Source organism: Rhizobium sp. AAP116, assembly GCF_001295785.1.
GTDB lineage: Bacteria > Pseudomonadota > Alphaproteobacteria > Rhizobiales > Rhizobiaceae > Allorhizobium.
The window spans coordinates 280,250-297,178 of the sequence record NZ_LJIB01000026.1 but is presented as its reverse complement, the minus strand read 5'-3'; the positions used below and the strand labels follow the sequence as shown (position 1 = coordinate 297,178).

The 16,929-nt window shown below is 61.7% G+C and carries 13 protein-coding genes; 8 read left to right on the top strand and 5 right to left on the bottom strand.

Features of this window, described 5'->3' with window-relative positions; translation table 11 throughout:
- Nucleotides 1-12 precede the first annotated feature (12 nt).
- Nucleotides 13-1,281, bottom strand: a complete 1,269-nt coding sequence (locus IP85_RS16160) for an N-acetylmuramoyl-L-alanine amidase (protein ID WP_054150694.1) — start codon at nt 1,279-1,281, stop codon at nt 13-15.
- A 675-nt stretch (nt 1,282-1,956) separates the two neighbouring features.
- On the opposite strand from IP85_RS16160, the gene IP85_RS16155 reads away from it, so the two are divergent.
- Nucleotides 1,957-4,875: a ribonuclease E/G gene (locus IP85_RS16155; RefSeq protein ID WP_054150693.1), complete on the top strand. Its 2,919-nt coding sequence runs from the start codon at nt 1,957-1,959 to the stop codon at nt 4,873-4,875.
- A 74-nt stretch (nt 4,876-4,949) separates the two neighbouring features.
- Here IP85_RS16155 and IP85_RS16150 read toward each other — a convergent pair whose 3' ends face one another.
- Nucleotides 4,950-5,444 (bottom strand): GNAT family N-acetyltransferase, encoded by a 495-nt coding sequence (locus IP85_RS16150; protein ID WP_245280885.1) that lies wholly within the window; start codon nt 5,442-5,444, stop codon nt 4,950-4,952.
- Between the two features lie 179 nt (nt 5,445-5,623).
- A complete protein-coding gene (locus IP85_RS16145) occupies nt 5,624-6,790 on the bottom strand; it encodes an aminotransferase class I/II-fold pyridoxal phosphate-dependent enzyme (protein ID WP_054150691.1) in 1,167 nt (388 codons plus the stop codon).
- Nucleotides 6,791-6,981: 191 nt separating this feature from the next.
- Between IP85_RS16145 and IP85_RS16140 the strand changes: the two genes are divergently transcribed.
- From IP85_RS16140 to aat, 5 genes are all read left to right on the top strand, one after another.
- Nucleotides 6,982-7,743 (top strand): DsbA family protein, encoded by a 762-nt coding sequence (locus IP85_RS16140; RefSeq protein WP_054150690.1) that lies wholly within the window; start codon nt 6,982-6,984, stop codon nt 7,741-7,743.
- Nucleotides 7,744-7,899: 156 nt separating this feature from the next.
- Nucleotides 7,900-8,340, top strand: coding sequence for a type II 3-dehydroquinate dehydratase (gene aroQ / locus IP85_RS16135; RefSeq protein ID WP_054150689.1), 441 nt, complete (start codon nt 7,900-7,902; stop codon nt 8,338-8,340).
- 23 nt (nt 8,341-8,363) lie between these two features.
- The gene (gene accB, locus IP85_RS16130; RefSeq protein WP_054150688.1) at nt 8,364-8,840 is read left to right on the top strand and encodes an acetyl-CoA carboxylase biotin carboxyl carrier protein; all 477 of its coding nucleotides are present in this window, start codon (nt 8,364-8,366) and stop codon (nt 8,838-8,840) included.
- Between the two features lie 4 nt (nt 8,841-8,844).
- The gene (gene accC, locus IP85_RS16125) at nt 8,845-10,197 is read left to right on the top strand and encodes an acetyl-CoA carboxylase biotin carboxylase subunit (RefSeq protein ID WP_054150687.1); all 1,353 of its coding nucleotides are present in this window, start codon (nt 8,845-8,847) and stop codon (nt 10,195-10,197) included.
- Nucleotides 10,198-10,200: 3 nt separating this feature from the next.
- Nucleotides 10,201-10,815, top strand: a complete 615-nt coding sequence (aat, locus tag IP85_RS16120; protein ID WP_054150686.1) for a leucyl/phenylalanyl-tRNA--protein transferase — start codon at nt 10,201-10,203, stop codon at nt 10,813-10,815.
- A gap of 76 nt (nt 10,816-10,891) precedes the next feature.
- Here the strand turns inward: aat and IP85_RS16115 are convergent, their stop codons facing one another.
- Entirely contained in the window at nt 10,892-11,494 is a 603-nt protein-coding gene (locus IP85_RS16115; protein ID WP_054150685.1) for a hypothetical protein, read from the bottom strand.
- Between the two features lie 252 nt (nt 11,495-11,746).
- Between IP85_RS16115 and IP85_RS16110 the strand changes: the two genes are divergently transcribed.
- The gene (locus IP85_RS16110; RefSeq protein WP_054150684.1) at nt 11,747-12,829 is read left to right on the top strand and encodes a MerR family transcriptional regulator; all 1,083 of its coding nucleotides are present in this window, start codon (nt 11,747-11,749) and stop codon (nt 12,827-12,829) included.
- Nucleotides 12,830-12,838: 9 nt separating this feature from the next.
- On the opposite strand, the gene IP85_RS16105 is transcribed toward IP85_RS16110, so the two are convergent.
- Nucleotides 12,839-14,323: a phospholipase D-like domain-containing protein gene (locus IP85_RS16105; protein WP_054150683.1), complete on the bottom strand. Its 1,485-nt coding sequence runs from the start codon at nt 14,321-14,323 to the stop codon at nt 12,839-12,841.
- 248 nt (nt 14,324-14,571) lie between these two features.
- On the opposite strand from IP85_RS16105, the gene IP85_RS16100 reads away from it, so the two are divergent.
- Entirely contained in the window at nt 14,572-16,851 is a 2,280-nt protein-coding gene (locus IP85_RS16100) for an FdhF/YdeP family oxidoreductase (RefSeq protein ID WP_054150682.1), read from the top strand.
- Nucleotides 16,852-16,929: the final 78 nt, after the last annotated feature.

Genomic DNA, 16,929 nt, shown 5'->3' with positions numbered 1-16,929 from the left:
GGCGGATGTTGCCTAACCGCCATTGGCGAACTGCGGCTCGCGATAGCGCTTGATCGCCTCGACCAGAAGATCGGCCACCCTGTCGCGCCAGACCGGGTCGAGCAGGAGCTTTTCGTCTTCCTTGTTCGACAGGAATCCGAGCTCGAGAAGAATGGAGGGCACATCAGGCGCCTGCAGCACGCGGAAGCCAGCGTGGCGATGAGGATTGTTGATCAGCGAGATCTGTCCCTCGAAGGATCCGACCACGGCCTGGGCCATGGCGATCGAGAAAGCCTGCGTCTCCCGGCGGGTCAGGTCAAGCAGGATATCCCCCACCTCCGCCTCGGTTTCCGTCGGCAGTTGCACCCCGCCGATGGTGTCGGAAAAGTTCTCGCGTTCCGCCAGCTGGGCCGCCATGTGGTCGGAGGCCTTGTCCGAGATTGTATAGACGGTGGCTCCGCGGATGTCCGCCTGGCGCAGCGTGTCGGCGTGCAGCGAGATCAGGAGATCCGCGCCCTTCTGCCGCGCAATCAGCACGCGCTCGGAGAGCGACAGGAATTTGTCGGCGTCACGCGTCATGACGGCGCGGATGCCGGGCTGCCCCTTCAGCTTTTCATTCAAGATCTTGGCAAAGGCGAGCGTGATGTCCTTCTCTGCCGCCTTGGTTGACGCCCCTGTGGCGCCGGCATCGATCCCGCCATGGCCAGCGTCGATCGCAATGACGAATTCGTCGGTCGCGGCTGCGGCAACCGGCAGCGCGCTCGTGGACGAAGCTGCTTCTTGCGGTTCGCTCCAGGCCTGGCCCGACACGAGGGCTGCGAAGTCCTGGGCAGGAACCAGTTCGGCATCAAGCACCAGCCGATAGCCGCCTTCGGCTTCGTTCGGCATCACGGTGGCGGCTGCAAGCCGTGCGGGACGTGCCGCCGTCAGGACCAGACGGGCAGAGGTGGAATCCATAGACCCATAACGGATGTCACTGAACAGTCCGGTCGCCTTCAAGTCGCCTTCCGCGAAGGCAAAGGCCGTGGCCGGAAGGTCGACGACGATCCGGTCGGGGTTGGCGATGTAGCGGGTGGCGATCGTCGGTGCGCGATCGAAATCGAGAACGATGCGGGTCCGCGCCTCGTCACCAGCGATGCGCGCGCCATAGGCTACGAGACGCTCGACAGGCGCCTCAGCGGTTACGGCATGGGCCGTGCTGACGACAGGCGCAATCGGCGCCAGCCAGACGAGCGCCGCCAGACCGATTCGGGCCCAAAGCGCAGGTTTTCGCCCCGCCGGCACCGCCAATGCTCTTGTCAAATCCTGCCCCCGTCGCGGCAACGTCACAACTGTGATACAAATCACAAGCCGCACGCTTCGCCATTTTCTGCAATTGTCCGCCGCATGCCTCGTCCTGTCGGCCCGATGAGCGTCGAAATTGCGGTTCGGAACCGCTTTCACCCTCGGAATCACGCGCACAGAGGCAATGTCTCTAATTCACTGCCATTATGGCATAAATCCGTTTGCTCTTGCTATTGTGACGTAGAAAACATACAAGGCACACGAGGGATAAAAGTGCAAACGGGATAGAATTCCGCCCACGGCTGCCAACCTCAGATAATGGAATTGGCGCCTGTTCAACCGGACATTCATCTGCCGTCGCCGCATTTTTTCCTGAAACTGGTTCAACACGCCGACAAGGTCGGCACATCATCGGTGGCTCTCCACCATCAGCTCTTTACCGAGCATTCATCGGGCCCCGTGGGGTTCATATCATTGTCGTTGACGTACGGTTTTTGATGTCTTTGCAACAGGTTTACATAACCAGGAACGGATCGGGATCAGAAAGTGTCCCGCTGTCCGTCCGTATGTTGCAAACCCGGTCCTCCGTGCGTCCACATCTATATCCGGCGCACAGTCCGCTAGGTTCCAGCCGCTTTAAAGTTCAGCGCGCGGGTGGACCACCGACCGAGGGCGCCGAGGAGCACAGCTTAAATGGCAGACAAAATGCTAATCGACGCGTCTCACGAAGAAGAGACGCGCGTTGTCGTCGTTCGCGGTAACCGTATTGAAGAATTCGACTTCGAATCCCAACACAAGAAGCAGATACGCGGCAACATCTATCTGGCGAAGGTAACGAGGGTCGAGCCCTCGCTGCAGGCCGCTTTCGTCGATTACGGCGGCAACCGTCACGGCTTCCTGGCTTTCGCCGAAATTCACCCCGACTACTATCAGATCCCCCTCGCCGACCGTCAGGCACTGCTTCGTGCGGAAGCCGAAGAGCACCGCAAGGAAAACGACGTCGAAGGCGATGAGGTCTTCAACGACCCTGCCCAGCAAGATCAGCCCGACATCGGCATCAACACCACCAACTCCGTCACCTCGGCGATCGTCGATGACGTGGCAGCCGAACTGGCGGCTGAGGCCGATGCAGATGTCGCCGCGACAGCCGTGGTCGAAGGCGAGAGCGAAGCCGCAGCCGAAGAGCCTGTGGCCAAGGCCAAGCCGAAGCGTGTCCGCAAGCCGCGTGCCAAGAAGGCCGCCGCAGAGGAGACCGCAGCCGAAGAAGGCAGCGAAGGTTCTGATGACGTCGAAGGCGGCACGATCGCTGCCATGGTCGACATGGACGAGATTTCCGAAGAAGCCGGCGGACGCCGTGGCGGCCGTCGCGACGATGATGACGGCGACGATGATGACGACGATCACATCGAGGAAAAGGAAGAAATCGAATCCGTTGGCGCTGAAGACGCCATGGAAGAGGTTCCGGACCGGATCCAGCGCAAGCCGCGCAAGCAGTACCGCATCCAGGAAGTGATCAAGCGCCGGCAGATCCTGCTGGTGCAGGTTGCCAAGGAAGAACGCGGCAACAAGGGTGCTGCTCTCACCACCTATCTGTCGCTCGCCGGCCGCTACTCGGTCCTGATGCCGAACACCGCGCGCGGCGGCGGGATTTCCCGCAAGATCACCCAGCCGACCGACCGCAAGCGTCTGAAGGAAATCGCCCGCGGCCTCGAAGTGCCGCAGGGCATGGGAGTGATCCTGCGTACCGCAGGTGCCAACCGCACCAAGGTCGAGATCAAGCGCGACTTCGAATATCTGATGCGCCTGTGGGAGAACGTCCGCACGCTGACGCTCGCCTCGACCGCGCCGTGCCTCGTCTATGAAGAAGGTTCGTTGATCAAGCGCTCGATCCGCGACCTCTACAACAAGGACATTTCCGAGATCATCGTCTCGGGCGAAGAAGGCTATCGTGAAGCGAAAGACTTCATGAAGATGCTGATGCCGAGCCATGCCAAGGTGGTTCAGCCCTATCGCGACCTGCATCCGATCTTTGCGCGCTCGGGTATCGAAGCCCAGCTCGACAAGATGCTGCAGCCGCAGGTGACGCTGAAGTCGGGCGGCTACATCATCATAAACCAGACGGAAGCGCTCGTCTCGATCGACGTCAACTCCGGTCGCTCTACCCGCGAATACTCGATTGAGGACACCGCACTCCAGACGAACCTCGAAGCGGCGGAAGAAGTCGCCCGCCAGCTGCGTCTGCGCGACCTGGCCGGCCTGATCGTCATCGACTTCATCGACATGGAAGAAAAGCGCAACAACCGCGCCGTCGAGAAGAAGCTGAAGGATTGCCTGAAGAACGACCGTGCCCGCATTCAGGTCGGCCGGATCTCGCATTTCGGCCTGCTGGAAATGTCGCGTCAGCGCATCCGCGCCTCGGTGCTGGAATCGACCACGCAGGTCTGCCCGCATTGCGCAGGCACCGGCCTCATCCGCTCGCAGTCGTCCGTTGCCCTGCATGTTCTGCGCGGCATCGAGGAGTTTCTGCTGAAGGCGACGACGCACGACATCATCGTGCACACGACGCCGGAGACGGCACTCTACCTCCTCAACCAGAAGCGCGACACGATCGTCGACTATGAAGGCCGCTTCGGCGTGTCCATCGTCATCGATGGCGGCATGCCCGCCCAGCATGGCGGCTCGCAGCACTTCACCATCGAGCGCGGCGAAGCCGTCGAGAACCCGGTGAAGATCGAAAGCCTGATGTCGCTTCTGCCCGAGATCGAGGAAGAGGACGACTACGTTCCGGAACCCGAGGACGAAGACGAGGAAGAAATCGTCGTCGCTGCCGCCAAGGCCGAGAGCGCACCGCAGCCGGCGCGCGCCGACAGCGATGAAGGCAATCGCAAGCGCAAGCGTCGTCGTCGTCGCCGCGGCAAGAATGGCCAGAACGGCAACGGCACCCATGCAGACGGCCAGAATGGCGACAACGGCACCGACCTCGATGACGAGGATGGCGACGAGGGCGAGGACGATGCCGGCGAGAGCAATGGCGAAATCCGCGCAGTCGAAGCCGAAGGTGACGGCAACGGTGACGACGCCCAGAAGCGCAAGCGCCGCCGTCGCGGCAAGCGCGGTGGCCGTCGCAATCGTCCGGGCGAAGAAGGCTCGATGGAAGCATCCGACGAGAACGACGACAATGGCGATGACGCGGACGATGCGCCCGTCGACGCCGCAGCCACCGAGACCGTAGAGGTCGTTGCGCCGGAGACTGCAGAGGTCGTCGAGGAGGCTGTTGCGGCCACAAAGCCGAAGCCGCGCCGCACTCGCAAGGCCAAGTCTACCGCAGAGCCCGAAGCTGTGGCTGAGGTGGCACCTGCCGCCGTTATCGCCGCGCCAGTGGCACCTGTCGCCGAGACCGTCGTCGAAGAAGCACCGGTTGCCGCACCGGCTCCGGTCACTGCGCCGGCCCCTGCCCCGGCTGCCGAAGAGGCAAAGGCCGCCCGCGCCAATCGCGAATCCAACGTGGCGTCGTCCGAACCAGTCGTGACTTCGGTCAAGGCCACGGAAGACAGCACCGATGCCAAGCCCAAGAAGGGCGGCTGGTGGCAGAAGCGCGGTGGTTTCTTCTAAGACCCGCGCGGTTGTGATCGAATGCAAGAAGGGCCCTTCACGGGGCCCTTTTTTTGTCTCCAGGATCTCGCCGGTCAGGCGCTGGGACGTGCGCGTTTCATCACTGATGTCAGACCACCGGCGAAGGTGGTGTCATAGGCGTGGGCATAGCCGCATTTCTCTGCCACGCGGATCGATGCAGCGTGTTCTGGCGCCAGGATACAGACGGTCTGGCCATGGGTACCATGGGCATCGATCCACGCATGGGCGGCCTGCATGGCTTCGGTTGCGAGACCGCGCCCGTGGCTTGCCGAGACGATCGCCCAGCCGGCTTCCGGCGCGGAGCCGAGCGGTGGATCCATGTCGCGGTGAAAATCGGCGAAGCCGGCTTCTCCGAGGTAAAGCCCCGTCTCACGGTCCTCGATTACCCAATAGCCGAAGCCTAGGGCATGCCAGTGGCCGATATAGCGCAGGAGCCGGGACCAGGTTTCGTTTGACGTCGAGGGGCGACCGGTGATGTGGCGGACTATGGCGTCGTCCTGCCACATGGCGAGCATCGCCTCGAAATCCTCGAGCCGGTGGGCGCGCAACCGCGTCCGGTCGGTGAGAATGTCGGGCGCGCTGACCAGCTGGCTGATCCGTTGCGATGTTATGACCCCACCTCCCCATGCCTTTGATCCGGCGACTTCAGAAACTGATTCAGCTTGCTTTCAAACCGAGTCAGCAAAATTCCCGAAGCCCTTGATTGTGAATCCATTTCGCTCAATGCCTAAGCGCCTTTCGGCAGCCACGTCTCCAGCCGATCGGTCGCCTCGACCATGTCGGCCATGGTGCCGGCATAGGACAGTCGCAGTGCCAAATGGCCATCGATCGGATCGAAATCACGGCCGGGTGTGACGGCCACATCGGTCTCGGCGAGAATGCGCTTCGCAAAGCCCATGCTGTCATTCGTAAAGCTGCTTGCATCGACATAGGCGTAGAAGGCGCCGTCCATCGGCGACAGCAGCGGCAGGCCAAGCGCCGGCAGTCGGGCCATCAGGAAGTCGCGGTTGGCCTGACAGGCGGCCTTGTAGTGCTCCAGCTCGTCGGTCGCGCTCAGGGCGGCAAGCGCTGCGATCTGCGAGAGTTCCGGGGCGGAGATGTAGAGGCTCTGGGCGACACATTCGACGGGACGCACCAGTTCCTCTGGCAGCACCATCCAGCCGATGCGCCAGCCGGTCATGCAATAGTATTTGGAAAAGGAATTGATGATGACGGCATCGTCGCCGATCTCCAGCGCGGTCGCCTCTTCTGCGCCATAGGTCAGGCCGTGATAGATCTCGTCGGAGATCAGGGTGATCCCCTCACCCTGGCAGTAGTCATAGACGGCCTTCAACTGCGCCTTGGTCGTGACCGTGCCGGTCGGGTTGGCCGGGCTTGCGAGCAGCACGCCCTTGAGGCGAACGCCCGCTTCGGCCTGCGCAAGTTCCAGACTTTCCGGCGTCAGCGTGAAGCCGGTATCCGGACCAACGGCGACCTCGACCACTTTCAGGCCAAGCGCTGCCAGGATGCTGCGATAGGCGGCATAGCCGGGCCTGGCGATTGCCACGGCATCGCCGACATCGAAGAGCGAGAGGAAGGCTAGATTGAAGCCGGCGGAGGACCCCGTGGTGACGACGATCCGGTTCCAGTCGACGGAGACATTGTGGCGACGCTGGTATTCCTCGGCGAGCGCCTGGCGAAGGCCGGTCAGCCCAAGCGCATCGGTATAGCCGATACGGCCGGTTTCCAGCGCTTGGCGGGCGGCATTAAGCGCCGCCTGCGGTGCAGGATGGCCGGGCTGACCAACGGCCATGGAGATAACCGGGCGCCCCTCCTGGCGTCTGCGGGTGGCCTCAGCCAGGATGTCCATTGCGTGGAAGGGTTCGACGGCACTGCGCTTGGAAATGGAAATCAACGGATCGCTCCTCGGTCTGACGCCCGACATTTGCCGCAAAGCGCGTGGCATCACAATGGAGAGGCTGGACAAGGCAGTGCAAAAAAGCCATTCCGCTTGAAAGCATGAGCCTTTAGGCTCGATATCAGCCGGTGACGACGAGCCGATATCGGCGCGCCTGACGAATGAAGACGGCAAGGACGAGGAACAACATGGCCCTGAACTTCAAGATGATCGCCAGCGCAAGCGTGGCACTCCTTCCCGCCCTGATGCCGCTTCCGGCCGTGGCTCTCGACGAGGCACAGAAGAAGGAATTCGGCGAATTCATCCGCGAATACCTGATCGCGAACCCCGAGATCATGCTCGAAGTGCAGGATGCCCTGCAGAAGAAGCAGGAAGAGATCCGCTCGCAGCGCTCGGCCGAGGCGCTGTCGACCAATCAGGATGCGATCTTCAACTCCGCCTATGATCTGGCCATCGGCAATCCTCAAGGCGATGTCACCGTGGTCGAGTTCTTCGACTACAATTGCGGCTATTGCCGCCGCGCCCATGCCGACATGGAAGCCGTCATCGCCGAGGACAAGAATGTCCGCTACGTCCTGAAGGAATTCCCGATCCTTGGACCGGACTCGGAAGCCGCGCACAAGGTCTCGGATGCCGTGCGCAAGCTGTCGCCCGACAATTACGGTGCCTTCTTCCGCGCCATGATGACCCAGGACGGCCGGGCCTCGGAAGAGAGCGCGATTGCCATTGCCAGCGAACTCGGCATTGCGGAGGATGCCATCCGCGCCAAGATGGCCGAAAGCCCGAATTCCGCACAAGTGCAGGAAGCCTATAAGCTGGCGACCAGCCTCGGCATCACCGGCACGCCATCCTATGTGATCGGCAACGAAACCGTTCCCGGCGCCGTTGGCAAGGAAGCGATCGTTGCCAAGGTCGGCAATGTCCGCGCCTGCGGCAAGGCCACCTGCTAAGGGGCGACCTGCTGAAGGCAAAACCACTCTTTTCCCCTCCCCGCGCCTGCCCAATACCCGGTTTTCCGGGGACGGTTTGGCGCGATCACGGCAAAGGGCTTTCCCTACAGGGGCTCTCGGTCTATAGGAGGCGGTTGAAAGTCGACGGAAGCGTAGATGAGCAAAACCATTTTCGTGCTGAACGGCCCCAATCTCAACATGCTGGGAAAGCGGGAACCGGGGATCTATGGCGGCAAGACGCTCGCCGATATCGAGGCAGACTGCAAGGCCGCCGGCGCCGAACTCGGGCTGACCATCGACTTCCGCCAGTCCAATCATGAGGGTGACCTCGTGAGCTGGTTGCACGAGGCAGGCGAGAAGTCGGTCGGCGTCGCAATCAATGCCGGAGCCTATACGCACACGTCGATTGCCCTGCATGACGCGATCAAGGCCGTATCCCCGCTTCCGGTGATCGAGGTGCATATTTCCAACGTGCATGCGCGCGAGGAATTCCGCCATAAATCGGTGATAGCGCCCGCGTGCAAGGGCGTGATCTGCGGCTTCGGACCTCATAGCTACATCCTGGCGCTTCAGGCGCTGAAAACCATCACGCAATAACAAGAATTACAGGACATCCACCCATGGCTGAAAAGAAATCGGGCATCGATCAGAAGCTGATCCGCGATCTCGCGAACATCCTCAACGACACCGATCTCACCGAGATCGAAGTGGAGCAGGACGACCTGCGCATCCGCGTTTCGCGCAATGGCACCCCTGTCATGATGCCGCAGCAGATGCAGGGCTATGCCTACCAGGCACCGGCCGCACCGGCTGCTGCTCCTGCCGCTGTCGCTGCACCCGCTGCCCCTGCCGCCCGTGACCTTTCCAACGCTGTCACCGCACCGATGGTCGGAACCGTTTACCTGTCGCCGGCCCCGGGCGCGCGCGCCTTCGTTGAAGTCGGCCAGATGGTCAAGGAAGGCCAGACGCTTCTCATCATCGAAGCCATGAAGACCATGAACCAGATCCCCTCGCCCAAGTCCGGCAAGGTCGTCGAGATCGTTATCGATGATGCAAGCCCGGTCGAATACGGCGAGCCTCTCGTGATCATCGAGTAAGCCGATGACAGCCATCTCGAAGATCCTCATCGCCAACCGCGGCGAAATTGCGTTGCGCGTTCTGCGCGCCTGCAAGGAGCTCGGCATCCAGACGGTGGCGGTTCACTCCACCGCCGACGCTGACGCCATGCATGTGCGGCTTGCCGACGAAAGCGTGTGCATCGGCCCGCCGCCGTCGCGCGACAGTTATCTGAACATCCACCAGATCGTGGCTGCCTGCGAGATCACTGGCGCTGACGCAGTCCATCCGGGCTACGGCTTCCTGTCTGAGAACGCCAAGTTCGCCGATATCCTCGACGCCCATGGCATCACCTTCATCGGACCGACGGCGGAGCATATCCGCCTGATGGGCGACAAGATCACGGCAAAGAAGACCGCGGTCGAACTCGGCATCCCCGTCGTTCCCGGCTCGGACGGCGAAGTGAAGCCTGAGAATGCGCTGGAAATCGCCCGCGAAATCGGCTTCCCCGTGCTGATCAAGGCGACTGCCGGTGGCGGTGGCCGCGGCATGAAGGTGGCAAAGACCGAAGAAGAGCTGGAAGAGGCCGTGTCAACGGCCCGATCCGAAGCGCTCGCCGCCTTCGGCAACGACGCCGTCTACATGGAAAAGTATCTCGGCAAGCCGCGCCATATCGAGGTGCAGGTCGTCGGTGACGGTGCCGGCAACGCCATCCATCTCGGTGAACGCGACTGCTCGCTGCAGCGCCGCCACCAGAAGGTCTGGGAAGAAGCGAACTCCCCGGCCCTCAATGTCGAGCAGCGGATGAAGATCGGTTCGATCTGCGCCGAAGCCATGAAGAAGATGAAGTACCGGGGCGCCGGCACGATCGAATTCCTCTACGAAAACGGCGAGTTCTATTTCATCGAAATGAACACCCGCCTGCAGGTGGAGCATCCGATCACCGAAGCCATCACCGGTATCGACCTCGTGCATGAGCAGATCCGCGTCGCTTCCGGCGCCGGTCTCTCCGTCACGCAGGACCAGGTGGTGTTTTCGGGCCATGCCATCGAATGCCGCATCAATGCCGAGGATCCGCGCACCTTCGTGCCCTCGCCCGGCACGATCACGCATTTCCATGCACCAGGTGGTCTCGGCGTTCGCGTCGATTCGGGCGTCTATGCCGGCTACAAGATCCCGCCTTACTATGACAGCCTGATCGGCAAGCTGATCGTGCATGGACGCACCCGCGTCGAATGCATGATGCGTCTGCGCCGCGTGCTCGACGAATTCGTCGTCGACGGCATCAAGACCACGCTGCCGCTGTTCCAGGATCTCGTGGCCAATCAGGACATCGCCAACGGCGACTACGACATCCACTGGCTGGAGAAATATCTGGCCGAAACTTCGGCCAAGTAAAAAATGGCTGGGCGACGCAGCAGGGACCGAAGCATCACGCCGGAGCTCCTGCTGCGCGCCTATTCCATCGGCATGTTCCCGATGTCGGAATCGGCCGATGACCCCGAACTCTTCTGGGTCGAGCCAGACATCCGCGGGATTATCCCGCTCGACGACTTCCACGTCTCGAAAAGCCTGCAGAAGGCGATCCGCAAAGCCCCCTTCGACATCCGCTTCGACACCGCCTTCGACCAGGTGGTGGCCAAATGCGCCGAAGCAGCAGAGGACCGGCCGAGCACCTGGATCAATCAGACCATCCGCGACCTCTACAGCGCGCTGCACCGCCTCGGCCACGCCCATAGCGTCGAAGCCTGGGAGGGCGACGAACTCGTCGGCGGCCTCTACGGCGTCACGCTTGGCTCCGCCTATTTCGGCGAGAGCATGTTCTCAAGGCGCACGAATGCCTCGAAGATCTGCCTCGTGCATCTGGTGGAGCGGCTGCAAGAGCGCGGCTTCACGCTTCTGGACACGCAGTTCACCACGGAGCATCTGAAGACGTTCGGGGCGGTGGATATCCCGAAGGCGGAGTATGGGGTGTTGCTTGACCGGGCGATGGAGGGGGATACGGTTAGGTTTTAGAGGTGGGGGTGCAGGGGAATCTGCGGCGCACAGTTGGGAGATCGGTGCGCGGATTTAGGAAACTGGATCACATTTGTCAGAGCCGCCCCCCTTGATCGTCCATCTGTAGCGCGCGCGATAGAATGCGCTTCACCTCTGCCCTTATAGGTATGAATTCGAACTTCGCACCAAGGAGCACACATATCCCGTGGGTCGGGTCCACTAGTTTGAAGATATTGCCAATCGTGTCGTCAGCCATCGAGTGATCGTCTACTCGCGGACTCGGGAAGAAATACCCAACCCTATCTTCAAGAAGAAATCGGTCTAGATCCTCATCGAAGTGCTCGAAGGCGTTCCGCAGCTTTCGCCACTTTAGTGGCGAGGTATCTTCAAGGCCAAACGCATCTCTGAGCCTCTCGCCGCGTGCAGCAGTGAGTTGGTTGTCCTTCTTCACTGGCCAAAAAAAACGTGAGAGCGCCCCAGCGTGGGTCAATGCCTCTTGAACAGTTGCGAACGTCAATGCTGGTACCTTTGAACTAGCCACGGCATCATCAAAGCGCTCGAACGCCCCTTCTGATCGCTCAGCCGCATAGATAATCGACTGAATGTAGAACGCTTCATAAACGGGGTAGATGCCACTGTATTGCTTCGCCACAACTACCTCTCTCTCTTTACGAATTTCTTCGTCCAGTTTTGCCATTTCGAGATCCTCATGAGGTGCAAACTATTTTGGCGCAGACACACACGTTGCGCCTATCCGACAGATCTGAACAGATCTATTTTTCAGGCACTTCGACGCGCCATAGAAGGTCAAGTCTCAGGAGAGAGCCATTTCTCTAGCTCAGCGAGACGCGGCAAAAATCGAGCACTTTGTGTGGTCTTTCCACCATTTCCCCTTGAACCGGACCCAAGGTCATAGCCTACAACCGTCTCAATCGACGGTGGAGGTGACATGGCTGACGACAGAACAAAGGACTCTTGGCTAACTCCAGCCCAGTGCGCCAAGCGCACTGGGCTGACCGTGCGGGCGCTCAGGATCTATGAGGCGGCGGGGCTTCTGGCTCCGCGGCGGACGGAGAAGAACTGGCGGCTCTACGGGGCGCAGGATCTGGCGCGGCTTACTGAAATCCTGACGCTGAAGCGGCTCGGGCTGACGCTGGAGCAGATCAGTCGGCTGCTGGCCGGGCAGGCGACTGATCTTGAGCGTGTCCTGTCCGTCCAGGCGAGTGCGCTTAGAGAACAGATCGTGCGCATCCAGCACAGCCTCACCCTCATCGATAACATGCAAACGAAGATGGCAACCGGGGAGATCCTCTCCACGGACGACCTGCTCGCACTCGCAAGGAATCATTCGATGACCGAAACAACCTCCGAAACCATCGCCTGGCGGCGTTATGACCAGATGCGGCCTCGCACGGAGCGTGCGATCGACAGCAGGCTCTATGCCGACTACGCGGGGCATTATCGGCTCGACAAGGTCGTCTTCACCATTCGCCACGAGGATCAGAGGCTCTTTGCCCGTGTCACCGGGCAGGTCGAGCTCGAGCTCTTTGCCGAAGAGGTCGATCGGTTCTTCTACAAGGCGGTGCCGGCGCAGATCAGTTTCAGCCGGAATGCGGAGGGGATGGTCACGGCCCTCACTCTGCATCAGAACGGACACGAAGAGACCGCCGAGCGGGTGGAGACTGGCGCCGCCGCAACGTTAGAGGCGACACTGGCCGAGAGGATCAGGGAGAAGCGTCCCGTTGAGAACAGCCGGCTTCTTTTACAAGAGCTCGTGTACCAGCATCAGAAGGGGGAACCCGATTATACCAAGATGACGCCACCGCTTGCCGCGATCGCGCGCGAACAGGCCGAGATCATCCGGGGCGAGTTGCAGCGGCTTGGAGCCTTGAAAGACATCACGTTCAAGGGTGTGACGGATGACGGCTGGGACGTCTACGATGTGAGCTTCGAGAAGGGATGCCAGGAATGGAGTTTTTCGCTGGCGTCAGACGGGCTATTCGACGGGATGATAATGCGGCGGACAATGTGAGGCCACCCTCTACCCGCCCGCCTTCCGCCGCCTCGGCCGCTTCAACATCCCTCTAAACAGCCCCCGCTTCTCGATCGGCTCGAACACTGCATCCGAACCCTCCGGGTCGAGGATCTCGTGGTCGGCGAGCCATTCTTCGAGGTCTGATATCGCCGGCGTCTCGTAGGGCTTCAGCGTTTCGCCCCCTGCGGCCTCGTTTTCTGCCCTCAGCATATCGATGGCCGCAATCAGCGAGCCGCATTGAGCGATGGCCCGGTCGATCGTCTCGGGCGTCACCCCCAGATGCTCGGCCAGCAGGTCGTTGCGGAAGCTTGTGATCTTCGCCGAGAGGTCTTCCGAACCGCCCGCCTCAAGCGCCACATCGCATTCCTGGTCGAAGCGCATCGAGCGGTTGTTGATGTTGGACGAGCCGACGCGGAGATACCGGTCGTCGACGATCATCAGCTTGGCGTGGACGTAGATCGGCTGGCCCTTGGCGGTGACCGGGTGATAGATCTTGAAGCGTCCAAAGTCGTCGTGTCGGCGCATGGATTCGGCAAGCCGGGCGCGGGCCGTGTCCATGGCGATCGTGCCGAGCCAGTTGTCCGAGATGACAGGATTGATCAGCACGAATTCCGGGCCGTCCGGTTCGGCAAGCCGTCGCGCGATGGCCTGGGCGATGGCGCGCGAGGCGAAATACTGGCTTTCGGCATAGATGGTGTGTCGGGCCGCGTTGATCATGTCGAGATAGAGCTGCTCGATCTCGGTGACGGCGCTCTCGTTCTGATAGGCCGGGCTCGTGCGGGCGATCGCGAGGTTGACGCTGCCGAAGGAGAAGTTCGGCGCAACCTCGGCCTGAGCCGGCTCTGACGTCACCGGGGCCACGTCCTTGCCGCCGGCACGCGTCCAGCGATGACGGCAGAGTTCGCCGAGCGCCTGCGCGGCAGGACCGGTGAAACGGCTCGATATGTCGTGCCAGGGGCCGTAGGGCTTGCCATTGGGGCGGCGCCTGTCGGGGTTTTCGTCGAGATGCTCGCGCGTGTCCCAGCGATCGAGCGTCACGTCGATGCCGCCGCAATAGGCAACGGCGTCATCGATCACCAGCATCTTCTGATGGTGCGAACTCCCCAGGGGATGCTTGCCGTCGAGGCGGACGGTAATCTGCCTGTTCCATTTCCAGCGCAAGAGATAGGGCAGGTTCGAAGGCCTCGCCCAGCTGGCCAGTGGAGCCGGGCTCCACAGCAGGATCTTGATTTCGAGGCCCGGCGTTCGACGGGCCAGCCAGAGCAGGAAGTCGCCAACCCGGCGGGGGGCTCCATCATCGACCTTGGGATGACCAAGGGTGATCGTGGCATCGAAGTCCCAGCCGACAAAGTAGATCACCCGCTTTGCCGCCATCATCGAGGCACGGATCGAGGCGAAATAGTCATTGGCATCGATCAGGATCGAAAAGTCGTCGGCTTTCTCGACGCGCCAGCAGTTCCGGGAAGGCGAAAAAAAGGGGGAAGGCGCCATCTCATACTCCAGACACTGGGTCGCCCTATCCGGCTATCGCAATGGTGGCTTGAGGTCCAGTCTTTAGGGTCGTGGCTACGCTCCGGCTTGCTGACCGCCGGGGATGAGAATGCCCGGCGCACACCGTATTCCAAGAGCGGACGCCTCACCCGGTATGTGCCGACGCGCAAGCTGTTGTTCCCCGCCCCGCGCAACCAATCGCGCCTCCAGTCGTTCTCCCTTCGAAACACTTTGGAAGGGAGCGGATAATGGCGAAGGATGATGCGACGGTGACGTATGACGGGCCGGCAGGCGGCTGGGGTTCGCTTCGGGGCATTGCCCGGATCGCCGGCGACGAAGGCATCAGCGCCGGGGCGATCGCGACACTTCTGGAACAGAACAAGCCGGGTGGTTTCGCCTGTGTCTCCTGCGCCTGGACGAAGCCCGCCGATCACCATCCCGTCGAGTTCTGCGAGAACGGTGCCAAGGCAACGCTCTGGGAGCTGACCAGCCGAACAGCCACTCCAGAAGTCTTTGCCCGGCACAGCCTGACCGAGCTCAAGACCTTCAGCGATTACGATCTGGAGCAGCTGGGACGGCTGACCCATCCGATGCGTTATGACCGGGCGAGCGACCATTACGTGCCCTGCTCCTGGGACGAGGCATTCGCCGAGATCGGGCGCGAGTTGAAGGCCATGGATCCGAAGAAGACCATCTTCTACACCTCCGGCCGCGCCAGCCTTGAGACCTCCTATTGCTGGGCGCTGTTTGCCCGGGCCTATGGGCACAACAACCTGCCCGACAGTTCCAACATGTGCCACGAGACGACGTCGGTGACGCTGAAACAGGTGATCGGCTCGCCGGTCGGCACTGTCGTGCTCGACGATTTCAAACATTGCGATGCGCTCTTCTTCTTTGGCCAGAATACCGGCTCGAACAGCCCGCGTTTCCTGCATGTGCTGCAGGCGGCGGTCAGGCGCGGCTGTCGGATCGTGACCTTCAACCCCGTTCGCGAGCGGGGGCTGGAAAGCATGATCAATCCACAGGAGCCGACGGCGATGGTGACGGGCAGCGAAACGGCGCTCTCCTGCCAGTATCACCAGGTGAAACCGGGCGGTGACATCGCCGTGCTCCTTGGGCTCTGCAAACATGTTCTGGCCGCCGACGATGCGGCGCAAGCCGACAACCGTCAGGTCATCGACCGCGCCTTCATCGCCGAGCATACCGTCGGCTTCGAAGACTTCGAGGCGCGGCTGAGGGCGCTCGACTGGGCCGAGATCGAGGACGTCTCCGGGCTCACGCGTGCGGCGATCGAGGCGGCGGGGACGGTCTATGTGGAAGCCGAAAACACCATCGGCATCTATGGCATGGGGCTCACCCAGCATGTGCATGGCTTCGAGAATGTCTCGACCTATGTGAATTTGCTGCTGATGAAGGGCAATATCGGCCGACAGGGAGCCGGGATTTCACCCGTGCGCGGTCATTCCAATGTTCAGGGTCAGCGCACCGTCGGCATTGCGGAAAAGCCGGAACTCGTGCCGCTCGATCGGCTCGCGGAAATGTTTGATTTCTCGCCGCCGCGCGAGAAGGGCATGAACACGGTCGAGGCCTGCGAGGCCATTCTCAAGGGCGAGGTCTCGGCCTTTGTCGCGCTCGGCGGCAATTTTCTGCGCGCGATCCCCGAACAGAAGGCGATGGAGGAGGCCTGGCCGCGGCAGCGGCTCACGGTCCAGATCGCCACCAAGCTCAATCGCGGTCACCTGTTCAACGGCGAGATCGCCTATCTCCTGCCCTGTCTCGGGCGGAGCGAAATGGATCCATTGACCGGCCATCCGCAAGTCGTGTCGATGGAGGACAGCCTGAGCTGCGTTCACGGGTCTGTCGGCAAACGCACACCGGCGAGCGAACACCTGAAATCCGAGATCGAGATCGTCAGCCGGCTCGCTGAGGCGACCCTCGCGCAGAACCCGAAAATGCTGTGGAGCCACTGGGCGCGCGACACGGCGTCCGTCCGCGATCTGATCGAGAAGACCTATCCGGAGGAATTCCGCGATTTCAATGCCCGGATCTTTACGCCCGGCGGCTTCTATCGCGGCAATTCCGCCCGCGAGCGGCAGTGGAAGACGGAGAGCGGCAAAGCCGAGTTCGTCACGCCCGACATGCTCTCGGCCACCGGGTTTCAGCCGGCACCGGGCCGAATGAGCCTGGTGACCCTGCGCAGCAACGACCAGTTTAACACGACGGTCTATGGCTATAGCGACCGCCTGCGAGGCATCGAGGGCAAGCGCGACGTGCTGCTGATCAGCCCCGCCGAGATCGAGCGGCATGGGCTCACCGTCGGGGAACGCGTGACGCTGGTCAGCGATGCCGAGGATGGGGTCGACCGTCGCGTCGGCGGGCTTGAGGTTCTGCCCTTCGACCTGCCGGACGGCTGCGTCGGTGGCTATTACCCGGAGCTCAATCCGCTGGTGCCGCTTGCGCATCACGACCGCGCGTCAAAAACCCCGGCCTACAAGTCCGTTCCGGTCCGGATCGAACGGGGCGGCTGAGGTCGTTCCATCCGGCTTCTCCGATCTCCCGAGCCGATGGAACAATTTGCATGGAACAATGTGGCGTCACGCGTGTTG